The sequence below is a fragment of the Rhodococcus mengyinensis genome, from assembly GCF_048381435.1.
GTDB lineage: Bacteria > Actinomycetota > Actinomycetes > Mycobacteriales > Mycobacteriaceae > Rhodococcus_F > Rhodococcus_F opacus_D.
In genome coordinates this window covers 200533-224914 of record NZ_JBLWIT010000145.1, presented here as the reverse complement: position 1 = coordinate 224914, position 24382 = coordinate 200533, and the positions used below count along the sequence as shown (strand labels likewise).

The 24382-nt window shown below is 68.8% G+C and carries 18 protein-coding genes; all 18 read left to right on the top strand.

From position 1 onward, the window contains the following. Positions 1-9 precede the first annotated feature (9 nt). The 18 genes from ACNJ7E_RS37460 to ACNJ7E_RS37375 all read left to right on the top strand — a co-directional run bounded on the left by ACNJ7E_RS37460 (position 10) and on the right by ACNJ7E_RS37375 (position 24359). A complete protein-coding gene (locus ACNJ7E_RS37460; RefSeq protein ID WP_280781441.1) occupies positions 10-1854 on the top strand; it encodes a putative bifunctional diguanylate cyclase/phosphodiesterase in 1845 nt (614 codons plus the stop codon). Positions 1855-2093: 239 nt separating this feature from the next. Further along, on the top strand, positions 2094-2531 hold the full coding sequence (acpS, locus tag ACNJ7E_RS37455; protein WP_280781442.1) for a holo-ACP synthase: 438 nt from the start codon (positions 2094-2096) through the stop codon (positions 2529-2531). After that, entirely contained in the window at positions 2528-2770 is a 243-nt protein-coding gene (locus ACNJ7E_RS37450; RefSeq protein WP_418342218.1) for an acyl carrier protein, read from the top strand. The genes acpS and ACNJ7E_RS37450 overlap by 4 nt, the downstream gene beginning before the upstream one ends. Continuing rightward, on the top strand, positions 2767-3975 hold the full coding sequence (locus ACNJ7E_RS37445) for an acyl-CoA dehydrogenase family protein (RefSeq protein WP_418342217.1): 1209 nt from the start codon (positions 2767-2769) through the stop codon (positions 3973-3975). Before ACNJ7E_RS37450 ends, ACNJ7E_RS37445 begins: the two co-directional genes overlap by 4 nt. Then, positions 3972-4922, top strand: coding sequence for an amino acid--[acyl-carrier-protein] ligase (locus tag ACNJ7E_RS37440; RefSeq protein ID WP_283354516.1), 951 nt, complete (start codon positions 3972-3974; stop codon positions 4920-4922). The genes ACNJ7E_RS37445 and ACNJ7E_RS37440 overlap by 4 nt, the downstream gene beginning before the upstream one ends. Beyond that, a complete protein-coding gene (locus tag ACNJ7E_RS37435) occupies positions 4919-5884 on the top strand; it encodes a DUF1839 family protein (protein WP_418342216.1) in 966 nt (321 codons plus the stop codon). Before ACNJ7E_RS37440 ends, ACNJ7E_RS37435 begins: the two co-directional genes overlap by 4 nt. A gap of 32 nt (positions 5885-5916) precedes the next feature. Then, on the top strand, positions 5917-8352 hold the full coding sequence (locus ACNJ7E_RS37430) for a glycosyl hydrolase (protein WP_418342215.1): 2436 nt from the start codon (positions 5917-5919) through the stop codon (positions 8350-8352). 119 nt (positions 8353-8471) lie between these two features. Further along, a complete protein-coding gene (mfd, locus tag ACNJ7E_RS37425) occupies positions 8472-12119 on the top strand; it encodes a transcription-repair coupling factor (protein ID WP_418342214.1) in 3648 nt (1215 codons plus the stop codon). Positions 12120-12123: 4 nt separating this feature from the next. Next, positions 12124-12990 carry a nucleoside triphosphate pyrophosphohydrolase gene (locus tag ACNJ7E_RS37420; RefSeq protein ID WP_418342213.1) on the top strand — a complete coding sequence of 289 codons (867 nt, stop codon included), beginning with the start codon at positions 12124-12126 and terminating at the stop codon, positions 12988-12990. A 289-nt stretch (positions 12991-13279) separates the two neighbouring features. Next, positions 13280-14125, top strand: a complete 846-nt coding sequence (locus ACNJ7E_RS37415; RefSeq protein WP_280781450.1) for a glycosyltransferase family 2 protein — start codon at positions 13280-13282, stop codon at positions 14123-14125. Positions 14126-14131: 6 nt separating this feature from the next. Then, on the top strand, positions 14132-15082 hold the full coding sequence (locus ACNJ7E_RS37410; protein ID WP_280781451.1) for a glycosyltransferase family 2 protein: 951 nt from the start codon (positions 14132-14134) through the stop codon (positions 15080-15082). Beyond that, complete coding sequence (locus tag ACNJ7E_RS37405) at positions 15079-16389, top strand: glycosyltransferase family 2 protein (protein WP_283354521.1); 1311 nt, start codon at positions 15079-15081, stop codon at positions 16387-16389. The genes ACNJ7E_RS37410 and ACNJ7E_RS37405 overlap by 4 nt, the downstream gene beginning before the upstream one ends. Continuing rightward, positions 16373-18148: an alpha/beta fold hydrolase gene (locus ACNJ7E_RS37400; protein ID WP_418342212.1), complete on the top strand. Its 1776-nt coding sequence runs from the start codon at positions 16373-16375 to the stop codon at positions 18146-18148. The genes ACNJ7E_RS37405 and ACNJ7E_RS37400 overlap by 17 nt, the downstream gene beginning before the upstream one ends. A 2-nt stretch (positions 18149-18150) precedes the next feature. Next, entirely contained in the window at positions 18151-19524 is a 1374-nt protein-coding gene (locus ACNJ7E_RS37395) for a lipopolysaccharide biosynthesis protein (RefSeq protein ID WP_280781454.1), read from the top strand. Beyond that, a complete protein-coding gene (locus ACNJ7E_RS37390) occupies positions 19511-20755 on the top strand; it encodes a hypothetical protein (RefSeq protein ID WP_418342211.1) in 1245 nt (414 codons plus the stop codon). Before ACNJ7E_RS37395 ends, ACNJ7E_RS37390 begins: the two co-directional genes overlap by 14 nt. 2 nt (positions 20756-20757) lie before the next feature. Continuing rightward, complete coding sequence (locus ACNJ7E_RS37385) at positions 20758-21429, top strand: DUF998 domain-containing protein (protein ID WP_280781456.1); 672 nt, start codon at positions 20758-20760, stop codon at positions 21427-21429. Between the two features lie 31 nt (positions 21430-21460). Then, positions 21461-22258 carry a glycoside hydrolase family 16 protein gene (locus ACNJ7E_RS37380; protein ID WP_283331439.1) on the top strand — a complete coding sequence of 266 codons (798 nt, stop codon included), beginning with the start codon at positions 21461-21463 and terminating at the stop codon, positions 22256-22258. Continuing rightward, positions 22251-24359, top strand: coding sequence for a hypothetical protein (locus ACNJ7E_RS37375; RefSeq protein WP_280781458.1), 2109 nt, complete (start codon positions 22251-22253; stop codon positions 24357-24359). Before ACNJ7E_RS37380 ends, ACNJ7E_RS37375 begins: the two co-directional genes overlap by 8 nt. Positions 24360-24382: the final 23 nt, after the last annotated feature.

Genomic DNA, 24382 nt, shown 5'->3' with positions numbered 1-24382 from the left:
GGAGGGCCCGTGAACACCGAGAAGCAAACCGAAAAGCTCGAGACCCTGGTGACAACCGTGGCGTCCCGGCTCACGCCTGTCGATGCGGTCTCGTTCAAGCCCGTGGCCACCCGCGTGCTGCAGGATCTCGTGGAGCACTTCGAGGTCGACACCAGCTTCCTCCGGTTCACCGACCACGAGATTGCGGCGACGGTCCTGGTCGCCGAATACCCGCTCCGACCATTCATCCCCGACCCCGACCCGCTCGGCGTCGTCTACTTCAAGGACGCCGACTCGACGTTCGCCCAGATCGAGCACCAGAAGGAAGTGGCCATCTTCCGTCCGGAGGTGTCCGGTCCGGATTACAACGAGCGGGTCCGCGAGGCGTCCGGGGTGCCGCAGGTGTCGCTCGCAGCCGTTCCACTGCTGTCCGGTGACACGACGACGGGCACGCTCGGATTCATCAAGTTCGGCGACCGCGACTGGACGCCCCCGGAGGTCGACGTCCTCAAGGCGATCGCCGCCCTGCTCGCCCAGGTCCAGGCGCGCATCGTCGTCGAGGAGCAGTTGCGCTACTCGGCCGACCACGATTCCCTCACCGGTCTCAGCAACCGGCGCGCGCTCTACCACCACCTGGACACTCGCCTCGCCGAGTCCGAAGCCGGGCCGGTCGCGATCCTGTTCCTCGACCTGGACCGGTTGAAGCCTCTCAACGACTTCTTCGGTCACGGAGCGGGTGACGGGTTCATCTCGACGATCGCGGACCGGCTCAGATCGACCAGCGAGACCGACGACCTCGTCTCCCGGCTGGGCGGCGACGAATTCGTGCTCGTGCTCGGCGGGTCGGTGGGCCTGGAGGAGGCGGAGGTGCGGGCGCAGCACATCCGCGACGTCGTCACCGAACGGGTGCGTCTCGGCCGCGAGGTGGTCAGCCGCAGTGTCAGTATCGGCGTCGCGGCCGGAATTCCGGGCAAGGCCACCACCAGTTCGCTCCTCAGCCAGGCCGACCAGGCCGTCATGGTCGCGAAGACCAAGGGCGGTAATGCGATCAGCGTGTTCACCGACGAGATGCAGGAGGAGAGCGAGAAACGCAACGTGATCGAGCTCAGTCTGCGTGCGGCCATCGCGGACGAGTCGCTGTTCCTCGAGTACCAGCCCGAGGTCGACCTGCGGACCGGCCGGATCATCGGCGTGGAGGCCCTGGTGCGGTGGAATCACCCGCTGCTCGGGTTGCTGCAGCCGGCGTCGTTCATCGACGTCGCCGAGGCGACGAATGTGGCCGGAGAGCTCGGGCGCTGGGTGATCCGGAAGGCCTGCCGGCAGTGGGCAGACTGGCGGTCGCAGGTACCCGAGCTGGATCTGGATCTGCGCGTCAACGTCTCGCCGGGACAGTTGGCCGGTCTGGACTTCCTCGACGTCGTTGCCAGTGCGTTGACGGAATTCGATCTTCGGAAGGGCGCGCTGTGCCTGGAGATCACCGAGAACGCAGTGCTCAGTGATCTGACCTGGACGCGTGAAGCGCTCGAAGGTTTGCACGCGATGGACGTGGAGGTCGCGATCGACGACTTCGGCACCGGGTTCAGCTCCCTCAGCCACCTCAAGGCGCTGCCGGTGGGGACGCTGAAGATCGACAAAGGCTTCGTGATGAACCTGGACACCAACCCCGAGGATCGGGCGATCGTGAAGTCCATCATCGGGCTCGCCGAATCGTTCGGCCTGGAGTTGGTCGCGGAGGGCGTCGAGAACGTCGAGTCGGCCCGGCAACTTCTCGACATGGGATGCCATCGGGCGCAGGGCTTCCTGTTCAGCCGGCCGGTCTCGGCGGAGAAGATCGGTACGTTGCTGGCGGCCGGAGCCATCGAGGTCGGGTTGTAGCTCGACTACGAGCCCGGCGTGTCGGTGAGTTCCGGACGAATCGCGTGCGTCGGATTTGCTGCTTGATCGCGTTGCCAGGACACCGTTACAGACTCAGGGTATGTTTATGCCCACACCGCAGTACCTCTTGTCTTGAATTGCCGGTGTGCGGTAACTTTCCGAAGGGTTTGCTGGAGAGTCGCTGAGCGCGGCTTCCGGTGCAGAACGTGGGACTGTCGAAGACTGGAGCAGGGGGATCGATGTCTGGTGGTTCTGTCTTGTCGATCCCCGAGTCCCGTATCGGGTGCGACGTGATGACGGTGGGGCACGTGAGAAGCAGCGTCGAGCGGTTCGGCGACCGCTACCTGACGAGAATCTTCACACCCCACGAACTGGAAACCTGCGAGGGTCCTGCGCGGGCCCAACGGCTGGCTGCCCGGTTCGCGGCCAAGGAGGCCGTGGTCAAGGTGTTGCGACCCGGGGACGTCGCCTTGCCGTGGCAGTCCATCGAGATCCGGCGCGAGAGCTGGGGCGGATGCGGAGTGCGCCTGTCCGGCAACGCATCGGCCCTCGCCGAGCGGCAGGGGCTCGGCGGATTCGACGTCTCGATCTCGCACGAGGCCGACGTCGCGATCGCGATGGTCACCGCGTCCCGGCTCGGCACCCCACCCCATCACCAAGGAGAACGCCACCCATGAGCGAGCAGACCATCCGCAAGGTTCTCGGCGACCACGCCCGGCTGTCCGTCGATGCCGCGAGCATCGCCCTCGGAGCCGATCTCTACGAACTGGGTTTGACGTCGCACGCGAGCGTCAACGTCATGCTGGCGCTGGAGGATTCGTTCGACATCGAGTTCCCCGACGAGCTCCTGCGCAAGAGCACGTTCGCGAGTGTGGATTCCATTCGGGGCGCACTCGTCAAACTCGGAGTGGCATGAGCATCGCCCTGGTGAGCGACGCCGGGATCGAGTCCGCGCAGTCGTGGGGACCGGCGGCGCGGGCCGAGAGGGTCGTGGCCGGGGTGGCCGCGCGCTGGGCCGTCGACGTCGATCGGGACGCGCGTTTCCCGCAGGAAGCGATCGACGCACTCCGGGACCAGCGGTTGCTCTCGTGTGCCGTTCCCCCGGAACTGGGTGGCGAAGGCGCGACGCTTCGCGAACTGTGCACGATCGCCCGGGCCCTCGGGCGCCACTGCGCCGCGACGGCGATGGTGTTCGCGATGCACCAGACCCAGATCCTCTCGCTCGTACGACATCCGGGTGGCGACGGCGTCACCGCCTTCCTGCGTGACGTGGTCGCCGGGCAGTTCCTGCTGGCATCGGCGACGACGGAACTGGGCATCGGGGGCGACGTCCGGCGCAGCACGTGCGCGGTGGAGCAGTCCGGCGGGGTGGTGTCGCTGGTCAAGAATGCCCCCGTGATCTCCTACGGCGAGTACGCCGATGCGATCCTCGCGACCGCGCGGCGCGCCCCCGACAGCCCGCCGAGCGACCAGGTGCTCGTCGTCTGCCGGCGTGCCGACGTGACGCTCGAGCGCACCGGTGACTGGAACACGCTGGGACTGCGCGGAACCTGCAGTCCCGGTTTCGTGCTGCGTGCCACCACCACCCCCGATCTCGTCGTCGCCGACTCCTACGCGGAGATCTCGGCGGCGACGATGCTCCCGGTGTCGCACTCGGTGTGGTCGGCCGTGTGGCTCGGCATCGCCGACGCGGCGGTGGAGAAGGCGCGGCGGTACGTGCGAGCGGCAGCGCGTAAGCAGCCGGGCGTGGCCTCACCCGCGGCGTCGCGTCTCGCCGAGGCGGCCGCTGTGCACCAGCAGTTCTCGGATGTCGTGTTCGCGGCGGCCCGCCGGTTCGACGACGCCGATGCGGCGCCCGCCGGTTCGCCGGAGGCCGAAGTCGCGGGTGGAGTGGGCTATTCGCTGGCGATGAACAACCTGAAGGTGACGGCGTCGACCCTGGCCGTCGACCTGGTCGGCAGAGCCCTGCTGATCTGCGGGATCGCCGGTTACCGGGAAGACACGGAGTACTCGCTCGGCCGGCACCTGCGCGATGCGCACGGAGCGGCCGTCATGATCAACAACGATCGAATCATGGCCAACTCTGCGCAGATGGCCACGGCATACCGGGGGACGATATGAGTACGGATACAGCAGTGGAACGGGAAGAGACGAGCGAACTCGAGCGGGCCCGGCGTGCCTTCCGGGCGGAACTGCTGGACGCCGGACTCCTGGTGGACACGTCCGTCGCCGGCCTCTACGGACGGTCGGGGTTGTTCGAGGACATCGTCGACGGCATCGACGCGGTCGTGCGCGCAGCAGGGCCGGGCGCGTCCGCGGCCCGATTCCGGTTTCCTCCGGTGTTCCCGCGCACCAGTTTCGAGCGCACCGACTACATCGCGTCGTTCCCCGACCTGACCGGGGCGATCAACACGTTCACCGGCACCAACGCCGAGCACGCCCAACTGCTGGCGGCGCGAGCCGACGGCGAGAGCTGGGACAAGTGGCTCGAACCGACCGACACGATGCTGGTGTCGGCGGCGTGCCACCCCGCGTACCCGATGTTCACGGGTGTGTTGCCGGACGGCGGTGCGCTGCTCGACGTGTACGGCTACTGCTTCCGGCACGAGCCGGCGTTCGATCCCGCCCGCATGCAGGCGTTCCGGATGCACGAGTTCGTGCAGATCGGTACGGCGGACCAGGCCGCGACCCACCGTGATTCGTGGATCGAGCGTGGGCTCGAGGTGCTGTCGGACCTGTGGCTGGACGCTACGCCGGTGATCGCCAACGACCCGTTCTTCGGCAGGGTCGGACGCATGCTCGCCGCCAACCAGCGTGAGGAGAACCTCAAGACCGAGCTCACGGTGCGCCTGTACGGCGATCTCGACGAGGGCACCGCCGTCGTCTCGTGCAACTGCCATCAGGACCACTTCGGTGTCACGTTCGACATCGCCACCGCGGACGGCGGCATCGCCCACAGCGCGTGCGTGGGATTCGGGATGGAACGCATCGCGCTCGCGATGCTGCGGACCCACGGCATGGATCCGTCGCGCTGGCCGAGTGCGGTGAAATCCCGGATGTCGCTGTGACATCCCGGCTGATCGACATCTCGCCGGACGGATACGAACCGCACACCATCCACTCCGACGAGCGGACGTGGACCGAGACCAACTGCTACCTCGACCTGTGGGTGGAGGTGCTCCACTCGCTCGGGCTCGATCCGGTGCCCGCCGCCGCGTGCGCGTTCGGCGCCCGGTTCGACGGGTCGCAGTGGACGTTCCTGAAGTTCAAGCCGGAGGATCTGTTCGCGCTGTACGGGATCGACGTGGGGGAGATGAACGTCTGGCGCCGGGTCCTCGACCACGTCCAGGACAATCTCGCTGCGGGAATGCTGTCGACCGTCGAGGTGGATGCGCACTGGCTCCCGGACACGGTGGGCACCGGGTACCGCGAGAGTCACACCAAGACGACGATCGTCGCGAACTACATCGACCGGGAGGCCGGTGTGCTCGAGTATTTCCACAACAGCGGGTATCACCGGTTGGCCGGTGACGACTTTCGCGGGTTGTTCGGGCTCGACGTCACCGGGTCGGCGACCTTCACCCCCTACGTGGAGCAGGTCCGGTTCGACGGGGACCCGGGGTACCGTCCGGCGCGCTTCGAGGCGGTGTTGCGCCATCATCTCGCCACCCGGCCGGACGGAAATCCGGTGCGCGATCTCGGCGAACGGGTGGTCGCCGACGTGCCCTGGATCCGCGAGGCCGGCATCGACACCTTTCACCTGTGGACGTTCGGGGTGTTGCGGCAGTGCGGTGCCACCGCGGAACTGGCCGCCGACGTCTGCGAGTACCTCGAGCGCAACGGGTTCGCCGGGGCGGCGGCGTTCGCGCCAGGCTTCCGGGCGGTGGCGCAGGGCGCGAAGAGTGTGCAGTTCCAGATGGCGCGGGCCGCTCGTGGACGCAGTGTCGACCCGTCGGCGCAACTCGACGGCATGGCCGAGGCGTGGGAACGGTCGGTGGGCGGTGTGGCGCGAGTGGTCGGACGCGCGTAGTGGATCTCCTCGCCGGCGCGCGGTGGCGTTGCGTGGCAACGGAACCGGGCTCGGTCACCGATCCGTCGGGTCTGAAGGGGGTGCCGGGCCCGTGGTATCCCGCGCAGGTGCCGGGTACCGCGGCAGGCGCGATCCGGGCGACCGACGGAGCTGCGGCGGCGCGGGCGACGAAGACCGATGCGGTGGACTGGTGGTTCGTCACCGACGTGTCCGGCGGCGGCCCGGGGCCGTGGCGGCTCGAGTTCGACGGCCTCGCCTCGCACGCGCAGGTGTGGGCGGGCGACGACCTCGTCCTGTCCTCGGAGTCGATGTTCCTGCCGGCCTCGGTCGAACTCGCCTCCCGCCCCGGCGCGGTCACGCTGGCGATCCGCTTTCCGTCGCTCGATGCCGCGCTGCGCCGCCGGCGGCCGCGCGGACGCTGGCGGTCGTCGCTGGTCAGAGCGCAGGGCCTGCGCTGGGTTCGCACGAGCCTGCTCGGCCGCGCCCCGGTCTTCGGTGGTGTGCCGGCCCCGGTGGGCCCGTGGCGGGCGGTGCGACTGCACGACCGCACCGCGCCCGTCCTGTCGGACGCTCACGTGGTCACCGCCGTGGAGGACGGCACGGGCGTGCTGGACCTGGTCGTGCGCGTGCATCGTTCGGCCGGACCGGCCCCCGTCGTGCGGCTCGGCGACCTCACCGTGGACGCGACGATCGTGGGCTCCGGGCCGGGCGCGCAGCAGGTCCGCGCCCACCTGCGCGTCCCCGACGTCCGGTTGTGGTGGCCCCACACCCACGGCACCCCCGCGACGTATTCGCTGAGCATCGTCCTGGGGGAGCACGTCGTCGACCTGGGTGCGGTCGGATTCCGCACCGTGCGCCCGGCGCAAAGCGACGGCGGATTCCGGCTGTCGGTCAACGGCGTCGACGTGTACTGCCGCGGCGCCGTCTGGACGCCCGTGGATCCGGTGGGGCTGGGCGGCCGGGATCAGACTCGGGCCACCCTCGAGCGGGCGGTCGAGGCCGGCCTCAACATGGTCCGCGTGCCGGGCACGGCGGTGTACGAGGACGCCGCGTTCTGGGACGACTGTGCCGAACTCGGTGTCATGGTGTGGCAGGACGCCATGCTGTCGACGTTCGACCCGCCCGACGACCAGCCGTTCCTGGACCTGCTGACCGCGGAGGTCGAGGCGGTGCTGCGACCGCTGTCCGGGAACCCCGCGCTCACCGTGTTCAGCGGAGGCAGCGAGACCGAACAGCAACCGGCGATGCTCGGACTCGCTTCGCCGCACATGACGGCGGTGCACGACGTGATTCCGGCGGTGGTCGGTCGGACGGCGCCGGGGGTGGTGCGGGTGTCGTCGTCACCGACCTCGCCGCCGGGCTGCGACGCGCTCGCGACCCACATGGGGACGGGTATCGCGCACTACTTCGGGGTCGGGGGCTATCGGCTTCCGCCGTCCGACGTCCGCCGGGCCCGGGTGCGGTTCGCCGCCGAATGCCTCGCGTTCTCGATCCCCCCGTCGGACGCGGCGATCGAGGCCGAGTTCGGCAGCCTCGCGGTCGCGGGCCACCACCCACGGTGGAAGGCGGCGGTGCCGCGGGACAACGGGGCGCCCTGGGACTTCGAGGACGTCCGCGATCACTACGTGCGGACGCTGTTCGGCGAGGAGCCGTCGACGGTCCGGTGGAGCGACCCCGAGCGGTACCTCGCCCTCGGCCGGGCCGCCGTCTGCGAGGCGTTCGCGGCGACTCTCGGATACTGGCGGCGGCCCGATTCGGGATGCGACGGCGCGCTGGTGCTTGCGCTCCGCGACCTCGAACCCGGCGCCGGGTGGGGGCTGCTCGACTCCGACGGCAGGCCGAAGGCCCCGTGGTTCGTGATGCGGCGGATGTCGCTGCCGGTCGCGGTCCTCCTCGCCGAGGACGGATTGGACGGACTGCGGATCGACGCGGTCAACGACTCCGACCACGAGGTCGCGGGGGAGTTGCGGGTGCAGGTGCACACCCGCACCGGTGCCCGGGCGTTCGACGTCACCGAACCGGTGACCGTCGCCGCGCACGCGGCCCGCCGGTGGTCGCTCGACACGGTGCTCGGGCGCTTCACCGACGCGACCCACGTCCACCGCTTCGGCCCCCGCGGCTACGAGAGCGTGACCGTCACCCTGTCGAGTGAGGACGGTGTCGCCGCCGAGTCCGTTCACCTCGTCGGCGGACCGGCGCGCGCCCTCGAACGCACCGTCGGCCTGACTGCGGTGGCGCGGCAGACGGCGTCCGGGAACTGGGTCGTCGACGTCGGCACCGACGGCGCTGCGCAGTACGTGCACCTCGAACTCCGCGGCTTCGAACCGGAGGACTCCTGGTTCCACCTGCCGCCCGGCGGAGCACGGATCGTGCCGGTGCGCAGGACCGGGACAGCGGACGCGGTGACCGGGCACGTGCGGGCGCTGAACTCGATGACCGTCGCACCGGTCGTGCAGGCCTCCACCTGATACGGACCCCGGTCCGTCCTTGTGCGATATCGACTAGGCTGGCTCAGTCCGCAACTGGCCGCTCGTCCCGGCCCGAGCTGTTCGCCGGCAGTTCGTCATCACTGCTCAGGAGTGCGTCGTTGTCTTCCCCGCTCATCGCTGCCGAGCCCTCGTCCGACACCCCGCTCGCCGGTCTGGCGAAGATCGCGCTGGGCGACGCAGTCATCGCGCAGGTGACCGAGGCTCTCGGACGCCATCACCTCGACATCGTCGCGCCCGCACCCGCCCGGCCGTTCGTGGCCGCGGCCCTCGCCGAGCGCACCCATCTGCTGCTGGTCACCGCGACCGGCCGCGAGGCCGACGACCTCACCGCCGAACTGCAGGAGATGATCGGCGACGCCGTCGCCCAGTTCCCGTCGTGGGAGACGCTGCCGCACGAACGGCTGTCGCCGAGCGCCGACACGGTCGGTCGGCGCGTGGAGGTGCTCCGCAGACTCGCGCGGCCGGACGACCGCTCGTACGGGGCGCCGCTCCAGGTCATCGTCACCACCGTCCGTTCCCTGGTGCAGCCCATGGCGCCGGGGCTCGGTGAGATCGAACCCGTCACGCTGCGCGTGGGCGTCGAGCACGACTTCGACGGGCTGATCCAGCGGCTCGTCGAAATGGCGTACACGCGCGTCGACATGGTGGGCAAGCGCGGCGAGTTCGCCGTCCGCGGCGGCATCCTGGACCTGTTCTCGCCCACCGCGGATCATCCCGTGCGCGTCGAGTTCTGGGGCGACGAGGTCACCGAACTGCGCGCGTTCTCCGTCGCGGACCAGAGGTCGCTGCCCGAACTCGACATCGACGCCGTGATCGCCCCGCCGTGCCGCGAACTGCTCCTCACCGAGGACGTCCGCGACCGGGCCGCGCAACTCGCGGTCGACAACCAGGCAGACGCCGCGCTCGTCGAGATGCTCGACAAGATGTCGGCCGGCATCCCGGTGGAAGGCATGGAGGCACTGCTGCCCGTGCTGCGGCCGGGGCAACTGCAGCTGCTCACCGACGTGCTGCCCGAGAGCGCACACGTGCTGCTGTGCGATCCGGAGAAGATCCGGACGCGCGCCACCGACCTGGTGCGCACCGGTCAGGAGTTCCTCGAGGCATCGTGGACGGCGGCCTCGATCGGCGGCGCCGCCCCGCTCGACACGTCGGTGCTGAAGGGTGATGGCATCGACCTCGGCGCCTCCGCCTACCGCTCGCTCAGCCAGGTCCGCGAATCCGCGGAGACCACGGGCCTGCCGTGGTGGACGCTGAGCCCGCTCGCGTCGGGCAACGGTGAGGAACTGGAGCTGGCGGTCACGCCGGCGCCGCAGGTCCGCGGTTCCGACGACCTGCTGTCGGAACTGTTCGTGAGCCTGCGCGCCCACGTCACCACCGGCGGGCGCGCCGCCATCGTGGTCGCGGGCGCCGGCACCGCGCATCGCGTGCTCGAGCGTCTGCGCGAGGCCGAGGTGCCGGCGGCGGAACTCGCGCCCGGTACCGAGCCCCCGCGGGGCCAGGTCGGGGTGCTGCGCGGTTCGCTCCACGACGGTCTGGTCTTCCCCGGCGACGACTCCACCGCCGGACTCGTCATCGTCACGGAGGCCGATCTCACCGGCAACCGGGTGGCCGCGGTCGGCGACGGCAAGAGGCTGCCGGCGAAGCGCCGCAACCAGGTGGACCCGCTGGCCCTGACCGCCGGGGACATGGTGGTGCACGACCAGCACGGCATCGGACGATTCGTCGAGATGGTCGAACGCACCATCGGCGGCGCCCGCCGCGAGTACCTCGTGATCGAGTACGCCGCCAGCAAGCGCGGACACCCGGGCGACCGTCTGTTCGTTCCGATGGAGTCGCTCGACCAGCTGTCGCGGTACGTCGGTGGCGAGCTGCCCGCGCTCAGCAAGCTCGGCGGTTCCGACTGGGCCAACACCAAACGCAAGGCGCGCAAGGCGGTTCGTGAGATCGCCGGTGAGCTCGTCCAGCTGTACGCGGCGCGGCAGGCCGCACCCGGACACGCGTTCGGCCCGGACACCCCGTGGCAGAAGGAGATGGAGGACGCCTTCGCGTTCACCGAGACCCACGACCAGCTGACGGTCATCAGCGAGGTCAAGGCCGACATGGAGAAGGCGGTCCCGATGGACCGCGTCGTCATCGGCGACGTCGGCTACGGCAAGACCGAGATCGCGGTGCGGGCGGCGTTCAAGGCCGTGCAGGACGGCAAGCAGGTGGCCGTCCTGGTGCCGACGACGCTGCTCGCTCAGCAGCATCTGCAGACGTTCACCGAGCGCATGGCAGCGTTCCCGGTGACGGTGGGCGGGCTTTCCCGCTTCACGGATGCGGGGGACTCCAAGGAGATCATCGCCGGTATGGCCGACGGCGAGATCGACGTCGTGGTCGGCACGCACCGGCTGCTGCAGACCGGGATCCGGTGGAAGGACCTGGGCCTGGTCATCGTCGACGAGGAACAGCGCTTCGGTGTGGAACACAAGGAGCACATCAAGGCCCTGCGCACCCATGTGGACGTTCTCACGATGTCGGCCACGCCGATCCCGCGAACGCTGGAGATGAGCATGGCCGGCATCCGCGAGATGTCCACGATCCTCACGCCGCCGGAGGAGCGGCACCCCATCCTCACCTATGTCGGCGCGTATGCCGACAAGCAGGTGGCGGCGGCCATCCGACGGGAACTGCTCCGCGACGGGCAGGTGTTCTACGTCCACAACCGGGTCAGCTCGATCGACAAGTCGGCCCAGCGGATCCGCGAACTCGTCCCCGAGGCGCGGGTCGTGGTGGCGCACGGGCAGATGAACGAGGACACCCTGGAGCGGACCGTGCAGGGCTTCTGGGAACGCGACTACGACGTGCTGGTGTGCACCACCATCATCGAGACGGGTCTCGACATCTCCAACGCCAACACGCTCATCGTCGAACGCGCCGATTCCCTCGGCCTGTCGCAGCTGCACCAGTTGCGCGGGCGCGTCGGGCGGAGCCGGGAACGCGGCTACGCGTACTTCCTGTACCCGCCGGAGAAGCCGCTCACCGAGACGGCCTACGACCGCCTCGCGACCATCTCGCAGAACTCCGACCTCGGTGCCGGCATGGCGGTCGCGATGAAGGACCTCGAGATCCGCGGCGCGGGAAACGTGCTGGGCGCCGAGCAGTCCGGTCACGTCGCGGGTGTCGGGTTCGACCTGTACGTGCGGCTGGTGGGGGAGGCCGTCGAGGCGTTCCGGGCGGCAGCCGACGGCAGGCCGATCACGACGGAGGACGCCCCGAAGGAGGTCCGTATCGACCTGCCCGTCGACGCGCACATCCCTCCCGACTACGTCACCAGCGACCGCCTCCGGCTCGAGGGGTACCGCAAGCTCGCGGCGGCCACCGAACTCGACGGCATCACGGCCGTGGTCGACGAACTCGTCGACCGGTACGGACCGCTGCCCGAGGAGGTCCGCCGACTGGTCTCGGTGGCCAAGCTGCGCCTGCTTGCCCGCGAGTACGGACTCGAAGAGATTGCCGTGGTCGGGACGCAGCTGAAGATCGCGCCGATGGCCCTGCCCGACTCGAAGCAGTTGCGCCTCAAGCGGATCTACCCGAGCGCGCAGTACCGTGCCACCACCGGAATGGTGCAGCTGCCGCTGCCCCGGGCGGGGTCCGGCGGAATCGGCGCGGAGCGGGTGCGTGACGTGGAGTTGCTGCAGTACATCGCCGACTTCGTGGTCGCGCTGGACGGCAAGGCCGCCGGGTCCGTGGTGATGGAGGCCTGACCCGATGACGGTGGTCCTGCTCGACCCGTTGCGGCCCACAACGATCCCGATGGAGGCCGTCGGGGTGGTCGGTGACGGGGTGGAGTTCACCGACGAGGTACCCGACGGCGTGCGGACCCTGCTGACCGAAGCACCCGGGGCCGCCGTCCTGGTCAGTACCGACCCCGACCACCCCACGGTGCGCGAGTGGGTCGCGTCGGGGTCACGCGTCATCGCGGCACCGAAGGTCCCGGGCGACAATCTCGTCGAGGCCGCCGAGGTGATGGACCGATTGTGGAGTTACGGCGGCTGGGAAGTGACGCAGACGCACCGCACCCTGTCGCACTACCTCGTCGAGGAGACGTACGAGGTTCTCGACGCGATCGAGTCGTCCGAACCCGCTGACCTGCGTGAAGAGCTCGGAGACCTGCTGCTGCAGGTCCTTTTCCATTCACGCATCGCCTCGGCGTCGGGTAATTTCGACGTCGACGACGTGGCCGCGACCCTGGTGGCCAAACTCGTGCACCGCAGTCCCCACCTCGGGGAGGACGTCGTGGGACCGATCGACATCTCGGAGCAGGAACGGGCATGGGAGATCCGGAAGGCGGCGGAGAAGGCGCGGAGTTCCTGCCTCGACGGCGTCGCGATGAGTCAGCCCGCGGCGTCCCTCGCGGCGAAGGTGATCGCCCGCGCGAGCAAGGCCGGCCTGCCGCCGGAGCTCGTGCCCGTGGAGATCGAGTCCGGGCTGGTAGCTGAGGCGGAAGCCGAGACGAGACTCCGGGCGGCGGCGCAGGCGTTCGTCACCCGGATCCGGGCAGCCGAGAATGCGGCGCGTGCACAGGGCAAGTCCGCGCTCGGAGCAGCGGACTGGGCGCGTCACTGGCCGTCGTGAGAACGTCTGGTCCGCGCGATCGCTTCGGTTTGCCGAAATGTAACTGAGTTTTAAATCACTTCGCGTTAACTGGTGCGCAAGAAACAAACTTGAGATAGGTTTACCCCTGCAAAGAAGACCGATGGTCGAAAACATTGATGTTTTCTGAACTGCGGGGGTTCGAACGGTCTCTGCTTCCTTTGCACGCTGCACGTGGTGAGGACATCACTCCAGACACGGGGTGGTCAGTGCTCGCATGGGACGACTGTGATGCTGCCGGGCCATTCGCCCGACGAGGAAAGACGGACAAATGAGCCTCTACACGCCTGATCGCCTGGAACCCTCCGACGGTACCGACGTCGTGGGCGTCGACCAACGCAAAGGCGAAGACAACGGTCGCAGCGACGGGGACGGGTCGCAGCGGCCGACGGTCACGGTCGTCGTGCCTGCCATGAACGAAGCCAAGAACCTCCCGCACGTTGCCGCGCGGATGCCGGCCGACATCGACGAGATCGTCTTCGTCGACGGACATTCCGTCGACGACACGGTCGAGGTGGCCAAGAGTCTCTGGCCCGACGCCACGGTCGTGACGCAAAGCCGAAAAGGCAAGGGCAATGCCTTGGCCTGCGGGTTCCTCGCTTCCACGTCGGACATCATCGTGATGATCGACGCCGACGGATCCACGGACCCGGCCGAGATCCCGCTGTTCGTCGGGGCACTCGTGGCAGGCGCGGACTTCGCGAAGGGAACGCGCTTCGCCGCCGGCGGCGGAAGCTCGGACATCACGTTCAGCAGGAAGCTCGGAAACAAGGCGTTGAACGCCATCGTCAACCTCAAGTTCGGGGCGTCGTTCAGCGATTTGTGCTACGGCTACAACGCATTCTGGCGCCGCCACGTCCCGGTGATGGCACTGCCGTCCGTCGACGCGACCGAGGCGCAGTGGGGCGACGGCTTCGAGATCGAGACACTCATCAACGTGCGGGTCGCCAACGCGGGCCTGAAGATCACCGAGGTGCCGAGTTTCGAACAGGACCGCATCCATGGCGAGAGCAACCTCAACGCGGTACGTGACGGGCTCCGGGTGCTGCGCACCATCAGGAGCGAACAGCGCACCTCCGCACCGGACGTGTCCCCGACTCCCGTCGCGCGAGGTTGAGCAACCATGACGGTGTCCACCCTCGTGTCCTGCTCCGTCGTGATCTGCGCCTACACCACCGAACGGTGGACCGACCTGTGCGCCGCCGTCGACTCGGTGCTCACCCAGAACGTGCCCGTGCTCGAGGTGCTGGTGGTGATCGACCACTCCGAGGAGCTGTTCTCGCGCGCCGAACGGCACTTCGCCGAGCAGACCCGGGTGACCGTGCTGCATAACTCCGGATCGAAGGGGCTCTCCGGAGCCCGCAACACGGGCGTGCACGCGGCGCGTGGCGACATGATCGCGTTCCTCGACGACGATGCGCGCGCCGAACCCGACTGGTACCGCGTGTCCGCCGCCCACTATTCCGACCCCGACGTGCTCGGCGTGGGGGGATTCGCCAGTCCCGTGTGGCCCGCGGACCGCCCCGTATGGATGCCCGCCGAGTTCGACTGGGTGGTCGGCTGCAGCTACGTCGGCCAACCGACACGGATCGAGCCGGTGCGGAACTTCATCGGCTGCAACATGTCTTTGCGGCGCACGGTGTTCGACGCCGTCGACGGATTCAGCGACGGGATCGGCCGGGTCGGCAAGACACCGGTCGGGTGCGAGGAGACCGAACTCTGCATCCGGATCCGCGCCCACCAGCCCTCTGCGCAACTGCTGTTCGACCCCGCGATGAGGGTGGAGCACCGCGTCAGCGACGACCGCGCCACGTTCCGCTACTTCCTCTCGCGGTGCTTCCACGAGGGCGTGTCGAAAGCGCTGGTCTCCGATCTCGTCGGGGCCGGCGACGCGCTCAGCAGCGAGCGGGCGTACACCGCACGCGTTCTCCCGCGAGCTGTCGTCACGGGGATCGCATCCCCGCGGCACGGCGGGCTGGCCCGGGCCGGTGCCGTGATCGCGGGGCTCACGGCGACCACGGCCGGCTACGTCCGCGGTCTCGTCGGTCTGCGATCGAAGCGGGTGACGGCATGACCGGAACACTCGATCGCCGGATCGACCTGGTGCCTGCTCTCGTGAGCGATCACGCGCCGACGTGGGACGGGGCCGTCTGGGTCGGCGAACTACGCGGTCCCGTGCGAGACGACACCGAATACCGGCTGGAGCGTGCCGAGGGGTATCAGCGTGCCCGGCTGCTCGTGCGGGAAGACCGCACCCTGCTGGGATTCGTCGAAGTGGACATCGACGACGGCCGACTCGAGGCCGGCGCACTGCGGCGCGCACTGGACGGGCTCCTGCCGGGAGCGGCGGCCGAAAGCGCTGCCGCCACCGACGAATCCGGCCCGTCCGTCACCGTGGTGGTGTGCACCCGGGACCGGGTCGACAGCCTGAAGGTCGCCCTCGAATCGATCCTGTCGCTCGACCATCCCGACTACCAGGTGATCGTGGTCGACAACGCATCCCGAACGGACGCCACGCAGCGGTTCGTCGCCGAACTCGGTGACCCCCGTGTACGCGTCGTGACCGAGCCCCGCCCGGGCCTGTCCCGGGCGCGCAATGCGGGCGTCCGCGCGGCGAACACGGAGATCGTCGCGTTCACCGACGACGACGTCGTCGTCGACCCGCACTGGCTCACCGAACTCGTCGCCGGCTTCGGCGCCGGCAATGCGGTGGCGTGCGTGTGCGGAATCGTCCCGAGCGGGGAGATCCGCACACCCGCACAGGCCTACTTCGATCAGCGGGTGGGATGGGCGAGTTCCTGTGTCCCACGGTTGTTCGACCTCGCGCACCCGCCCGCCGACGTGCCGCTCTTCCCGTTCCAGGTCGGCGTCTACGGCACCGGTGCGAATTTCGCGGTCGATCGGCAGGCCGTGTTCGCGCTGGGTGGTTTCGACGAGGCGCTCGGGGCGGGAGCCCCTACCGACGGTGGCGAAGACCTCGACATGTTCTTCCGCGTGCTGCACTCCGGGCGGCAGCTGGCGTACCGGCCCGGGGCGGTCGTGTGGCATCGGCACCGGGCGGACAACGAGGCGCTCGCCGTCCAGGCGCGCGGCTACGGGCTCGGACTCGGCGCGTGGCTGGCCAAGATCGCCGTCGACCCCCGCACCGCCTGGCTCGCCGCGCGCATCGCCGTGCGGCAGGCTCCTACGTTTCTTCATCTGTCGCGGAAGATGTCCCGCGTCGCCACCCCTCCGGACGGTCTCGCCGACGACCTTCCCGTGGGGATCGGGGCCACCGAACTGCGGTCCATCGCGCGTGGCCCGTTCGCCTATCTGAAGGCCCGCGTGGAGGGCCGGGATCCGGCGCCGATGAGAGGGATGACCCATGACAGCCCATCCTGATCTCGCAGGCCGCAGCGACGGCACCCGGTTCGCCACCTGGTTCGGACCGGAGGACGCGCCGCTGTTCGGCGTCGTCGACCTTCCAGCCGACGGCCGCTGCCGCGGGGCCGTCGTCCTGTGCCCGCCCATCGGCAAGGAACAGGTCGACTCGTATCGCGGAATGGTGTACCTCGCCCAGCAATTGCGGGCCCGGGGGCTTCTGGTGTTGCGGTTCGACTACCGCGGCACCGGTGACTCGCCGGGCGCCCAGGACGAGTCCGACGCGGTCGCCGGATGGCTCGACAGCATCCGGACGGCCGTCGACTTCGTGCGCACCTGCGGCATCACCGACATCGGGCTGGTCGGCCTCCGAGTCGGCGCCCTGCTCGCCGCGCAGGTCGCCGCGACGTGCGGTCCGGTGCGGGCCGTGACCCTGTGGGATCCAGTGGTGCGCGGCCGCGCCTACCTGCGCAAGCAGACCGCGCTCCACCAGATGGTGGTCGGTCCCGAGGACGCGGACGATCCGCGGGTCACCCTCATCGGTGCGGTGCTCGCACCGGCCGCGGCTACGGCCCTGTCGGCGATGAGTCTGCGAACCGCCACTCCGCCGCCGGGCGCGAAGGTCCTGATGGCGTTGCGGGACAGCGAGGTCGACTCCGTCGGGATGCGTGAGGCCGTCGCGGCCTGGACCGCCGAGCACTTCACGGCTCACGACTACGAATCGTTCCTCGAGCCGGCGGACTTCGTGGTCCGGCTCCCGTTCGGCGACATCGACCGGATCGCCGACTGGATGTCCGCGTCCTTCGGCAACCACCACACCGGTGCCACACTCGATCTCCGCACCACCGCCGTCGTGGATCGGACCGTCGACGGCAGGCAGGTCATCGAGACTCTGGGCTTCGAGGGGGCGTCCGAACTCTTCACGATCCGCACGTCCGTCGCGGCCGAGCGGGATGCGGTGCACACCCCTGCGGCGCCGACGGTGATCTTCCACGGCACCGCCGGCGAGCACCGCGTCGGGCCCGTCCGGCTGTGGGCCGAGACTGCCCGCGAACTCGCGGCCCACGGGATCGTCAGCGTTCGCTTCGATCGCCGCGGCACCGGCGACACCGGCACGGTGCAGCACGGAGAATCCACCACCATCTACACGGACGAATCCCGGGACGACGCCGTCGACATCATCTCCGTCAGCGGTGCGCAGCCCGAATCGGCTGTGCTCGTGGGCATGTGTTCGGGGGCGTGGAACTCGAGTTACGCCGCCCTCCGGAGTCCGGTCCGGGCGGTGGTCCTGGTCAACATGGCGGACTGGACCATTACCCGTAAAGCCTTCGTGAAGCAGTCGACGATGGACGCCGGCCAGGGTTCCCTGAAGGGTGCCGCGCTCGCGCTACTCCACCGGCACGCGGCGACGGCGAAACAGTACCTGCGGGTGTGGATGCCGTACCGCGGCTGGTTGTGGCTGGGCCGGGCCGGGTTGCTGCAGGTGCCGGAGGTCATGCTCGCTCCGCTGAACGACCGTGGCGTGCACGCCACCGTCCTCCTCTCACCGATCGACTACGCCGCGTTCGTCGAGAACCAGGGAGAGCGCAGCCTTCGCCGGCTCCGGCGCGCCGGGTGGAAGGGACGCCTGGTGACATACCCGTCCGGCGATCACTCGCTGTACAGCACCGCCCTGCGGGACAGGGTCCTGCGGGACGTCCTCGCCACCGCGCTCGGTGAATTGACCGTGGACAGCGTCGACGACGCCCGTGACGATTCCCGGCCGGAGTTGGTCGGGTAATCATGGGATCCCCGACAGCGACGCAGTCGCACCTACGCGCGAAGCACCGTGCCGAGCAGGCACCGCGCTCCGCGGGGCGGAATCTGCAGCTCAACTCGATGGCACTGATGCTGTCGAGTGTCGTCACCGGTGTACTCGGCCTCGCGTTCTGGGGTGCGGCCGCGCGATTGTTCCCCGCCGATCAGGTGGGCGTGGCGTCCGCACTCATCTCGACGGCGATCATGCTGTCGACGCTGTCGAATCTCAGCCTGGGCTCGATGTTCGAGCGCTTCCTGCCCGTGGCGGGCCACCGCGCGGGACCGTTGCTGGTCAAGGGTTTCGCCGCCGTGGCTACGCTGGCCTTCGTGTCGTCAGTCGGACTCATCGTCCTCGGTCCGCGGGACACGCTGTTCGATAACAACCTGGAAATCGCGATCTATCCGGTGTTCGTCGTCGTGCTCGCGCTCTTCGCCCTGCAGGATCAGACCGTCTCCGGGCTGGGTGTGGCCCGCTGGGCGGCGTCGAAGAACGTCTTCCACGCGCTGGCCAAACTTCTCGCGGTCGTGGTGCTCGCGGCGTCGGGGTCGGCGCTCGCCATCGTCGCGTCCTGGGGGGTCACCGCGGCGATCGCCGTTGTGGTCGTGTTGACGTCGATGGGCCTGCGCATCCGGTCCGACCCTCGATACCGGCAGGTGCCCGCTCTGCCCTCCAACAAGGAACTCGGTGTGTACTTCGGTTCCTCGTACGGCATTTCGGCGCTCGGGGCCATCGCCCCGCTCGTCGTCCCGCTGATCGTCGTCACCCGGGTCGGCACCGCGGCGAACGCGTACTTCGCAGTGACGTGGTCGGTCGTCAGCGCCCTCTACATCATGGTGAACCTCATGGTGGGCCCGTTCGTCGCCGAAGCCGCCGCGCATCCGGACAAGATCGTCAGCCTGTCCCGCCGGTTCGTCCGCACCATTGCCGTGGTCGCGGTGGTGGGCGGATTCGGGCTGGCCTTCGTCGCGCCGCCGGCGCTCGGATTCATCGGCGACGAATACCGTGCGGAAGGAACGCCTCTGCTCCATCTCGCCGCGGTGTTCGTGCCTCTCACCGTCATCGGTGCCGTCTACGACGGTCTCGCGCGGGTGTACCGCCGACTGACACTCGCCGTCGTCACCCAGTGCCTGGCCACGGTGGTCATCATCGTCGGCAGCCTGGTCTTCAGCGCGTCGATCGGGGTCGCGGGGGTGGGCTGGGCGTATCTCGCCGCGGAGACGCTCACCGCCGTGATCCTCGCCGGACCGCTCATCTCCTGGCTCCGCCGACTCCAGAACCGTTCCAAGTGGGAGCGGTGGCTGGCGAAGAAGAGCATGAACCAGAAACCGATGTGGCAGGTGTCCGATGTCGATGCATAGAGCAAGTTCCCGCGACCTGATGCGCAGCGGGAGCCGGATGATCACCGCGATCGGTCCCGTCCGACTGCCGAGCGTCGGCGAGATCCGGGACACGCTGACGCTGCTCGCGCACGCGGGCGGGCGGCACACCCCGATCGGCCTCGTCCCGACCACCGAGTCACGCCGGTGGGAGCACCGACCGCAGGACTTCCTCGGGCAGGTACGGGAACTCGGACCCTGTACCCGGGAGGAGGTGCCGCAGCTGCTGACCCGGCTGGCACGGTCGGGTGCGTCCGCATACCCGCTGAACGTCGCGGTCGCGGGCGATTTTCTCCTGCTCGACATTTCCCACGGACTCGGCGACGGCAGGCTCGCGCTGTCTCTCGTCCGTGCCGTTGCCGGTGGACGCATGGGGACGCCGGTTCCGGAATGGGCGCGGACACGCGACAGCGCTCTGCCGCTCGCGTGCGCCCTCGCCCGGACCTTCGCGTCGTCCCCCACGCGTGTCGCGAGGCTCCTCGAATCCCGGCCCGCTGCCGCGCACGGTTCCGGATCGGCCGAGGTGGTCGTGCCGTGGCACGGCGCGCCCACCGCGGTCATCGCGTCGACAGCGCCCGGCACCACCGCAGAACTGCGTCGCTGGCGGGATCGGGAAATGCCCCGGGCGTCGGTGTCGTCGTTGCTGTTCGCGGCCGTCTCGCGGGCGATGCGCAGTTGTGGCCTGGCGATCGACGACGAGGTCGACGTTCTCTTCGACTGCCGCCGGTACCTCCCGGAGGCGGCGACGGTGAACGGCAACTTCGCTGCCCTGGTGCGGTTCTCACTGTCGGACCCGGGTGATGCCGCCGAGATGAGTGCGGCGATCGCGCAGGCCACGGCGTCGGGCCGACCGCTCGCTTCGCTCGCACTCAGCACCGCCACGTTCCGCAGGCGGGTGCGTGCCGGTGTTGCGCACGCGCGGGCCACTCACGTCGCCGCGGACCCCCGGGCGAGGCTCGTGTACTCCGACATGGGACAGGCCGCGCTGCTGGCCGATCTCGACTGGACCGACGGGCCCGGCCGGCGTCTCGTCACCGCGCTGAGCGAACCGGCCGACCCTGCGTCGATCGTCTTCACCGCGGTGCGCCACGGTCCCGACCTGGACGTGTCGGCGTCGCTGCACGACAACGTCTTCGACCCCGAACTCGTCCGCAGCGCCCTCTCGGACGCACTGTGCGACCCACTGTCTCTACTGTCTCGAAGGATGTTCTGACCATGCCCTCACACGTCCTCGAGACCTCGAAGCGGACTCCGCTGTACCTCACCGTTGCCGTACTGCAGTTCTTCGTCGTCGAATTCCTCGTCGCCGGCACGTGGCGCGGTCACTACAGCTACTCTGCCAATTTCGTCAGCGACCTCGGCGTCCCGTTCTGCGGGACGGACGGAAACGCGCCGTGCAGCAAGACATCCCTGCTGATGGACGCGTCGTTCGTGGTGACCGGACTCGCGTATTTGGTGGCCGCCGTCCTGTGGCACCGCATCGAACGGGTGCTGCCGCCGGCCCCCGTCGTCTTCCTGGTGGTGGCCGGGATCGGCGGAATAGTGGTCGGTCTCGCGCCGTCGAACACGCACTGGGAAGTGCATTCGCTCGGTGCCACGCTGTTCCTGATCTTCGGCAGTCTCTTCACGCTCACGACGGCACTCACCGTCTGGCCTCAGATGTCCGGACCGGCAACGTACGTCGCCCTCGCACTGGGGGTGCTCGGACTGGTGGGGTACTTCTGCTTCACCTACTCCTGGGACGTCGGTCTCGGCGTGGGCGGTATCGAACGGGTTGCGGCCTACTCGGCGATCCTCGGGTTCGTCGTGTGCGTCCACCTCGTGACGCAGCTGCAGTCGGTTCGACGTTCGGCTGTCGTCCCGGTCGGAGACGGTGCCGGTGCATAGGCAGCTGAACCGTCCACGCAGGACCCGCGCCGTGTCTGCGGTGACGGTGTTCCTCGCGCTCGTCTGCATCGGCGCCACCGGGTGGTACGCGTCGAGCGATGTCGCGCAGGCGTCGAGGAAGGGTGAGTCGGTGCTCATGTTCGACGATTTCGTCGGGCCCGCCGGAACCTCGCCCGACCCCCGCTACTGGGGACACGCGGTCGGGGGAGGCGGCTGGGGTAACGACGAGGCGCAGGTGTACACGGACGATCCCGTCAATTCCAGGCTCGACGGTGAGGGCAACCTCGTGATCGAAGCCCGTCCCGACGGATCGGGGTACACGTCCGCCCGGCTTGTCACCCTCGACCGCTTCGCATTCCAGTACGGACGGGCCGAGGCCCGCATCAAGCTGCCGAGCGGACAGGGCCTGCACCCGGCGTTCTGGTTGATGGGCACGGACGTCAACCGTGTGGGCTGGCCGCAGTCGGGGGAGATCGACGTGATCGAGACCATCAACGACGCGTCGTTCTATCACAGTGCGCTGCACGGCCCGTCCGCGGACGGCACACCCTGGGAGGTGAAAGCCGAAGGCAGCGGAACCATGTCGGACGATTTCCACGACTACTGGGTGGAGCGGTCGCCGGACCGGATCACGTTCGGCATCGACGACGCGGTGACGGGCGAGTTCTCGCGTGCCGACGTGGACCCGGGGCAGGAGTGGGTGTTCGACAAGCCGTTCTTCCTGTTGCTGAATGTCGCCGTCGGTGGACGGTGGCCGGGCGACGTCGGAGCCGACACAACGTTTCCGGCCGCGATGCTCGTCGACTGGGTGCGGGTGACCGATGAGTGATCTCCTCACTGCGGAGCGACTCGACGCGAGGGCTCCGGAGCTGACCCGGTACTACGACGTCGCCGCGCTGGCCTCGGCGGTCGCGGGACTGACGTCCCTGGCGCCGCTTCCGTCGTCGGTGAATGCGGTACTGCTGACGGTATTCGTGTTGATCGGACCGGGGCTCGCGATCGTGACGTGGTTGCGGATACCGCTTGCCGCAGCCGTCGCGGCCGTCCCCGTTCTCGGGCTGTCTGTGGTGACTGCGGCCACGACCGTCCTGGCCTGGTTCTACCGATGGCCCGCGACGGGTCTGCTGCTGGTGATGGTCCTGGCCGTCGTCGCGTCCGCGCTGCGGCATCGCTGGCAGGACACCGGCGCAGAGCCGGTTCGCGCGGTGACCGTGCAGCAGGTGTCGTTCCGTCTGTCGCAATGGTGGTATGCCGCTCGCCGAAACCGGCCGCTGATCCTCGTTGCCGTGGCCCTTGCCGCGTGGGTGGTGGTGCTCTTCGGTCTCGGCTCCACCGCGTATTCACAGTTCGGTCTGCTGTTCGTCGGAAGTGGGCCCGGCCTCGTGGTGTGCGCCGTGATGATGCTCGGCGCGTTCGTCTGGGCTCTTCGCGAGAGGGCTGTCGGGACCGCTGCCGTTGCCGTGCTGGGCGTGATCGCGGTGGAACGGCTCACCCCGACCCTCGTCACCGACGTTCCCATCTACGGGTGGACGTACAAGCACCTCGGCGTGGTCGACTACATCCAGCAGTTCCAGACACTGCCGCCGAAGGGCGTCGACATCTACGGCGAGTGGCCGGGCTTCTTCACCGCATTCGCGTGGTTCGGCGACATCACATCCGTGGACATGATGTCGATCGCCCACTGGTTCGCGCCGGTGATCCACGTGCTGCTGGCCGTCGTGATCGCCGCGATCGCCCGGCTCCTCGGGTTCGGCATGCGGGTGGCACTGACGGCCGCGATGGTGGCGGAACTCGCCAACTGGGTGGGGCAGGACTACTTCTCGCCGCAGGCTGTCGCCCTCGTCATGGCATTGGGTGTGGTGGCACTGCTCGTGGTGTCGACGGAGCACCGCTCTGCGGCGTACCTGTCGATCCTCGTGTTTGCTGCCCTGGTGCCCACCCATCAGCTGACCCCGTACTGGCTGTTCGGCGTGACGGTTGCCCTGGCGGTGACGCGGAAGATCCGCCCGTGGTGGCTCCCCGTTCCCTACTTCGCGATCCTCGTGGCCTATCTCGTTCCCCGGCTGGACATCGTGGCACCGTACGGGTTGCTGTCCGGATTCAACCCGGTCGACAACGCCGCCAGCAACGTGACCGCCGTCGGCACGTTCGGGAAGATCTTCACCTCCGCCGTGTGCCGTTCCCTGTCCGCGGGCATCATCCTGCTCGCCGTGGTCTGTGCGATCCTTCTCTGGCGTCGCGCACGTCCCGCTTGGGTCGGGACCGTCATGGCGTTCAGCTCGTTTGCCCTGCTGGCCGGTCAGAGCTACGGCGGTGAGGCGATCTTCCGGGTCTATCTCTACGCCGTGCCCGGCTGCGCGATTCTCATCGCGCCGATCCTCGTGGACGCGCTCACCGTCAGGTTCCGGTCCGGAGTGCTTCGCCGAGTCGTCCCGGTCGGACTCGCAAGCGGACTGGCCTACGTGACGTTCGCCGGCTTGCAAGGCTATTTCGGGTTGTGGTCGCTCGTCATCGGATATCAGTCCCAGGTGACGTTCGCGAAGGACATCCTCGCGAACGAGAAGCCGTCGGCGACGATCATGTCCCTCTATCCCGCCGGCCTCCCCACTCGGATCAGCGCCGACTACATCAAATTCGCCGTCGTCGACAAGGATTTCGATCAGCCCTTGCTGGCCTTGCCCCCGGCCGTGCTGGAGGGCTTCCCGCACGGCGGCCAGATCGAGATGCTCACCGCGGATGCGGCGGAACGAGACGGCGACACGTATCTCGTGTTCAACACGCAGGGCACTGCCGCCATCCGCTATTACGGTTATCTGCCGGACGGATCCGTCGAGAACTTCGAGGACCAGATGCGGTCCGGCCCCGACTGGTCCGTGTACGCGCAGGACGACAACAGCACGATCTTCCGTTACACGGGGCCGCGCCGGTAACGGCCACGTCGCGTATTCGGTCA